At 58.4% G+C, this 3230-nt stretch carries 3 protein-coding genes; all 3 read left to right on the forward strand.

All coding sequences use genetic code 11. The features are described from left to right. Nucleotides 1-343 precede the first annotated feature (343 nt). The gene (locus tag ACEW8G_RS03870; RefSeq protein ID WP_373487131.1) at nucleotides 344-568 is read left to right on the forward strand and encodes a hypothetical protein; all 225 of its coding nucleotides are present in this window, start codon (nucleotides 344-346) and stop codon (nucleotides 566-568) included. A 267-nt stretch (nucleotides 569-835) separates the two neighbouring features. Beyond that, the gene (gene wecC, locus ACEW8G_RS03875) at nucleotides 836-2134 is read left to right on the forward strand and encodes a UDP-N-acetyl-D-mannosamine dehydrogenase (RefSeq protein ID WP_373487132.1); all 1299 of its coding nucleotides are present in this window, start codon (nucleotides 836-838) and stop codon (nucleotides 2132-2134) included. An 18-nt stretch (nucleotides 2135-2152) separates the two neighbouring features. Further along, the gene (locus ACEW8G_RS03880) at nucleotides 2153-3148 is read left to right on the forward strand and encodes an NAD-dependent epimerase/dehydratase family protein (RefSeq protein ID WP_373487133.1); all 996 of its coding nucleotides are present in this window, start codon (nucleotides 2153-2155) and stop codon (nucleotides 3146-3148) included. Nucleotides 3149-3230 lie beyond the last annotated feature (82 nt).

Raw genomic sequence — 3230 nt, forward strand, 5'->3', positions numbered from 1 at the left:
CTTTGCGCGAATCGGCAAGCTGAAGATGACACGCAAGCCGGTGATCACATCGGACCGCCGCATCGCCGCCTGGGGGCCGCTGAAGGCGAACTACATTTACCTCAAGGTGGGGTTGGCTTGGACATTCGGCCTGCGACACCGTCTAAAGGACATGTACCCCGATGTTCGTTGAAAAAATAACGTATTTGCACCGATGCGATCGTTGAAACATTGGCAATCAGGTGGCCCGATCGTGTCCGTTCCTGCCGAGCAAAAAAATAATGCGACAGCTCGCCTTCGCAGTTGCAATATAATTCGTTGTGTGCCATATGCTCGATTGAATGCGATCCGAAAGGTTTATCTAATGAAGATTACAAAATCAGTGTTGGCAGTTGCCGCGTTGGCATCGCTCGCCGGGGCCCCGGTTCTCGCGCAGGCGACATCTGGCCAGCTTCGCACCGCAAGTGTTGATGCAGAAGACAGTGAAGCTGAAGGCTCCACCGGCATCATCATCGGCGTGGTTGCAGCCGCAGCTGTCATCGGCGGCATCATCATCATCGCCGATGACGATGAACCCAGCAGCCCGTGATTGACACACGCTGATTGACATCAGTTAAAGAAGGCGGCCAACAGGCCGCCTTTTTTATTCATCGCATCGGTCGGGTATGGCGTCGATTGCTGCTGCGGCTTGAGCATGGCGCTTGGTTGCTACCGCCAGCAGCGGACATCACATAATTCTTCCTGCTGCGCCGACGATGGCTTACCGGTATTTTAACTTGCGCGGTGCAAACCTGTGTCATGCCTTGCCCGCCATGCCTGAGCAGGTGTAGGTCCTCTCAAAGCCGGAGCCTCACTGATGCTGTCTGATAAAAAACCCGAAGTTTGCGTGCTGGGGCTGGGCTATATCGGCCTGCCGACAGCCGCGATCATCGCCCGGTCGGGATGCCGGGTACTGGGTGTCGATGTCAGCGAACACGTCGTACAAACAATCGCCGAAGGCCGCATCCACATAGAGGAGGTCGATCTGGACGGTTTGGTCCAGGGGGTCGTCGGGCGGGGCATGTTGCGCACCTCGCTCAGCATCGAGCCCGCCGATATTTTCGTCATCGCGGTTCCCACGCCGTTCGATGATCAGCACGCGCCCGATATCAGCTATGTGCTGCAGGCCGCCAGCACGATCGCCGCGGTGGTGAAGCCCGGCGACTGCATCATTCTCGAATCGACATCACCTGTCGGTACGACCGAGCAGCTGCGTGACCTGATTGCCCGGCTGCGTCCTGACCTCAAGATTCCAGGGTTGACCAGCGATATTCCCGACATTGCGATTGCCTATTGCCCCGAGCGCGTTCTTCCGGGGCGCATTCTTGAGGAACTGACCAACAATGATCGTTCGATCGGCGGCATCACCCCGCGCTGCGCGCGCAAGGCACTGGGCTTTTACAAGCGCTTTGTGCGTGGAGAATGCGTGACCACCGATGCGCGTTCGGCCGAGATGACCAAGCTGGTCGAGAACGCGTTTCGCGATGTCAACATCGCCTTTGCAAACGAACTGTCGATCGTCGCAGACAAGATGGGGCTCGACGTATGGGAGGTGATCCGCCTCGCCAACCGCCACCCGCGCGTCAATATCCTGCAACCAGGCCCCGGTGTCGGCGGGCATTGCATTGCGGTCGACCCTTGGTTCATCATCCATGGCGCGCCTGATGAAACACCGCTGATCCGCACCGCGCGCGGCGTCAACGATGGCAAGATTGACCATGTGCTGGCCAAGGCCGGCGCGATGATCGAGGCGCACAAGCCGTCACGCGTCGCCTGCCTTGGCCTCGCGTTCAAGGCGAACATTGACGATTTCCGGGAAAGCCCTGCCAACAAAGTGGCGCTGGCGCTGGCGCAGCAGTTCGGCAAGCGAATTGCGATCGTTGAACCCTTTGCGGAGCAGCTGCCTGCCTCCTATGCTGATCTGGGCTGCAGCCTGATCGATCTGGATGACGCTATTGAAAGCTGTGACATGTTCATCGTGCTGGTCGATCACGATGTGTTCAAGTCGATCCCGCTGGCCGAGCGTGCTGGCAAGATTGTTTATGACACGCGCGGCATCTGGCCCGATCAGCCTGCCGCATCACCGACGCCCGGGCATTTGCGCCTCGTCGGTTGACCAGCTAGGGCATTTGGCATGGCAATTCTGGTTACAGGAGCAGCCGGGTTCATCGGCCATGCAACCACGCGGGCACTGCTGGCGCGCGGCGAACATGTCATCGGCATCGACAACCTCAATCCCTATTACGACCCGGCATTGAAACACGCACGGCTTGCGGACCTGGCTCAGCTCAACCATGGCCGCTTCGATTTCCATGCACTCGATTTTGCCGATCATGAAGCGCTTGATGCGGCGCTGAAGCCTTATGATATCGACCGGATCGTGCATCTCGGAGCGCAGGCAGGCGTGCGCTACAGCATCGTCAACCCCCGCGCCTATGTGCAGTCCAATCTGGTGGGGCATCTCAACCTGCTTGAACTGGCGCGGCATCGGCAGGTAGCGCATTGTGTCTATGCATCGTCCTCGTCGGTCTACGGCAATTCCGCGACAAGCCCGTTCAGCGTCAATGCCCGGGTTGATCACCCAGTCTCGCTCTATGCCGCGACCAAAAAAGCGGATGAACTCATGAGCGAAACCTACGCGCATCTCTACCGCGTGCCGCTCACGGGCTTGCGCTTCTTCACCGTCTACGGCCCATGGGGACGGCCCGATATGGCGCTGTGGAAATTCACCGCTGCCATTTTGCAGCGCAAGCCGATCGACGTTTTCAATCATGGCGATATGCGCCGCGATTTCACCTACATTGATGATATCGTTGCCGGGGTGATCGCCGCGCTCGACCACCCGGCAGCCGACGATGGCATGGCCAAGCCGGGGGGCAGCATCAGTCCGCACACCATCTACAATATCGGCAACAACCAGCCTGAACCTTTGGCGCGGATGATTGAGGTGCTTGAATCAGCGTGCGGTGAGCGCGCGATCCGCAACCTCCTGCCGATGCAGCCCGGCGATGTCTATGAAACATATGCCGATATCAATGCGATCGCCCATGATCTGGGATATGCACCATCCACCTCAATCGACACCGGCATACCCCGATTTGTTACCTGGTATCGTGAATACACTCGCTGATCCGCATCGCAATTGACCTCATCGACCAGCCCGCATAGAGGGGCGAAGTTTCGCGACAGTGTTGGAGCAGTACGTTCATGAA

The sequence above is a fragment of the Blastomonas sp. genome (genome assembly GCF_041747255.1).
GTDB lineage: Bacteria > Pseudomonadota > Alphaproteobacteria > Sphingomonadales > Sphingomonadaceae > Blastomonas.

Bases quoted from the DNA above. Each gene is read 5' to 3' on its own strand.
- ACEW8G_RS03880 (WP_373487133.1), top strand. From the start codon at position 2,153: ATGGCAATTCTGGTTACAGGAGCAGCCGGGTTCATCGGCCATGCAACC.
- ACEW8G_RS03870 (WP_373487131.1), top strand. From the start codon at position 344: ATGAAGATTACAAAATCAGTGTTGGCAGTTGCCGCGTTGGCATCGCTC.
- wecC (WP_373487132.1), top strand. From the start codon at position 836: ATGCTGTCTGATAAAAAACCCGAAGTTTGCGTGCTGGGGCTGGGCTAT.